Below are 2,574 nucleotides of genomic sequence, written 5' to 3'. Positions count from 1 at the left end.
GCGTGCCAGCGCATGGTCGTAATCTTCCAGCACCAGCGCGCCCGCGCCCTCGCCCATGACGAAGCCGTCGCGGTTCTTCGAGAACGGCTTGGCGGCGGCTTCCGGCGGGTCGTTCTGGGTCGAGAGCGCCGAGAGCAGCGAAAAGCGGATCAGCGCCTCGGCATGGATCGAGCCATCGGTGCCTATGCAAAGGGCTGCCTGGGTATCGCCGCGGCGGATCGCCTCGACGCCCATCTGGATCGCGGTCGCGCCGGAGGAGCAGGCGGTCGAGAGCGAGATCGGCGAACCCTTGGTGCCGAAACGGTCGGCGATATGGTCGGCGACGCCGCCGAAGACGAAGAGCTCGTGCATCGCCTTGTATTTATGGGTCGCGGCGGCGCGCAGCAGGCTGTCATAGTCGACATCGCCGTCGATCGACTGTGCGAGTTCCTGCTTCTGCGGCCATTCCATCTCGACAGGCGGCACCGCCATGAAGAGCTCGCCGGGGAAATCCCTGGCCGCGCCGATGCCGCTCTGCCCGACGGCCTCCTCGGCCGCGAGCGTCGCGAGCTTCTCGGAGAGCTGGGGAGCGGTGAACGGGCCGTCGAACAGGAAATCGACGGTGCCGCCGATGCTCGTCTTCAACCCTTCGGTCGGAAAGCGGTCGATGCGATGGATACCGGATTGGCCAGCCGTCAGGGCCTGCCAGTTGGCGTCCTTTCCCTGGCCGAGCGAGGTGACGACACCCAGGCCGGTGACGGCGACGAGCGGACGGCCCTTGGCGTCGCGATGCGTGGTCATGGCTTCAACCCTCACGCTTGAACGAGATGCGCGGCGCCTTCGCCACGCCAGTGGCCGGCGCCGGTGACGATCGCTTCCCTGGCCTGCCCGGCCGACAGGGCGATGGCCGCGAGAGCGACGGAAACCGGGAAGGCGGCCTCGACGCCATGGCCGACGAGATCGCCCGTAGCGATGCGCTTGGCGGAGGGAGCTGCTGCGGCAATGGCCGCCGCTTCCTCGGCCGTGATGCCGGCGCAGCCGGTGGCAGCGGAAATGGCAAGCGCCTCGCTGCCGACCGGGCCGAAGCCAGCGAGCAGGTTGTCCAAGGCGGACCGGACCGTGCCGGGCTCGCGGCGGCTGCGGGCGGCGCCGGTATGCTTGAGCGTGGCATAGGCCCTGGCGCCGCGAGCGGCGGCGCGTTCGGCCGATTCCAGCACGAGGAAGGCGCCGGTGCTGCCGGTGATCAGGCCCGGAGCGCTTTCGCGCTCGAAGACCGGCTGAAAATCGTCGCGATGCAGATACCCGCCGAGCTCGAAGAGCAGCAGCATGTCGCGGCGCTCGGCATTGTAGGCACCGCCGACCAGCATCAGGTCGGACTGGCCGGAGGCGATGCGGGCATGAGCGGTACGGATCGCATCGACGCCGGCCTGTTCCTCGCCCATGAAGGTGCGGGACGGGCCGGTGACGCCGTGGACGATGGCGATATTGCCGGCGAGCAGGTTGGAGAGCTGGGCGAGGAAGAGCGTCGGCCGGAGATCGCTCATCAGGCGCTCGTTGAGGAAGGCACCGGGCTCGTTGGCGCCGCGCAGACCTTCGAGGATCGCCGCGTCGACCGCGTGATCGCGCTCGCCGCCGCCTGCTGCGACGATGACCTGCAGGGCGCTTTTCGCCTCGGCATCGTCCTTCAACCCGGCTGAATCGAGAGCCAGGCCGGCCGTGTAGACGCCGAGCCGCTGCCAGGGTTCCATCTGGCGTTGGTCGGATTTTTTCGGGATTTGCCGATCGAGTTCGAGCGGCTTGAGCGGGTGGAGCGGGTAGGGCTTGAAGTTCTCGGTATCGACGACCGGCGGCCCGCCCGCGGCAAGCGCGGCGGCATGGGCCTCGACGCCTTCGCCGAGGCTCGACGCGATGCCGATGCCGGTGATGACCACGTCGCGGCGGTTCATGGGGCAGGCTCCGGCTTCAGGCCGATCGTCTCGATGCGGCTCAGCATCAGCGCGCGCATATCGGCAGGGAATGGCATCAGGCGGAAGCGCAATTCCGCATCGCAGATCGGCTTGTCTTCGCTGGTGAGCTTCACCTTGGTCGCGGCGTAGCCGGAACCCTCGATAACGAGTTCGGCGCTGGCTTCCAGCTCGGTGCAGGGCTCGACGAAGGTGCGGAAGCGCGCCTTGTCGACCGTCATCAGGAACGGCATCTGCGAGAGCCCATTGAGGCCGAGCAGGAGATAGCCCGAGGCCTGCGCCATGGTCTCGGTCAGCAGCACGCCGGGCACCAGCGGGTGGCCGGGGAAGTGGCCCTCGAAGACCGGGCTCTCAGCTGGGACGGTGGAGCGCGTCACGATGCGCTTCTGCGCCGGATCGAAGGTCACGACCCTGTCGATCATGTCGAAATATTCGAGACGCATGCGATCCTTGACTCGATTGGCTCGGAGCATGTCCGCGCTTCGAGGAAGCTGTCTCTTATACACATCTAAAAAGGGGGGGGGGGGGGGGGGGGGGGGGGGGGGGGGGGGGGGGGGGGGGGGGGGGGGGGGGGGGGGGGGGGGGGGGGGGGGGGGGGGGGGGGGGGGGGGGGGGGGGGGGGGGGGGGGGG

3 protein-coding genes are annotated in these 2,574 nt (G+C 69.0%); all 3 read right to left on the bottom strand.

The genetic code is table 11. The features are described 5' to 3' along the window. A partial coding sequence (locus tag JHD80_RS26920) for a beta-ketoacyl synthase N-terminal-like domain-containing protein (protein ID WP_282568453.1) occupies nucleotides 1-780 on the bottom strand: 780 nt, incomplete at its 3' end. 11 nt (nucleotides 781-791) lie between these two features. Continuing rightward, nucleotides 792-1,925, bottom strand: a complete 1,134-nt coding sequence (locus tag JHD80_RS26915) for a beta-ketoacyl-ACP synthase (RefSeq protein ID WP_199093613.1) — start codon at nucleotides 1,923-1,925, stop codon at nucleotides 792-794. Next, complete coding sequence (locus JHD80_RS26910; protein WP_199093611.1) at nucleotides 1,922-2,386, bottom strand: 3-hydroxyacyl-ACP dehydratase FabZ family protein; 465 nt, start codon at nucleotides 2,384-2,386, stop codon at nucleotides 1,922-1,924. Before JHD80_RS26910 ends, JHD80_RS26915 begins: the two co-directional genes overlap by 4 nt. Nucleotides 2,387-2,574: the final 188 nt, after the last annotated feature.

Origin of the sequence: Allobosea sp. ASV33 (genome assembly GCF_016428755.1) — a bacterium.
Taxonomy (GTDB): Bacteria; Pseudomonadota; Alphaproteobacteria; order Rhizobiales; family Beijerinckiaceae; genus Allobosea.
Note: the sequence above shows the minus strand (reverse complement) of the source record. Positions and strands in the feature narration are given on the sequence as shown.

Excerpts from the sequence above, each read along its gene's own strand:
- JHD80_RS26915 (WP_199093613.1), bottom strand. The coding sequence starts at position 1,925 with ATGAACCGCCGCGACGTGGTCATCACCGGCATCGGCATCGCGTCGAGC.
- JHD80_RS26910 (WP_199093611.1), bottom strand. The coding sequence starts at position 2,386 with ATGCGTCTCGAATATTTCGACATGATCGACAGGGTCGTGACCTTCGAT.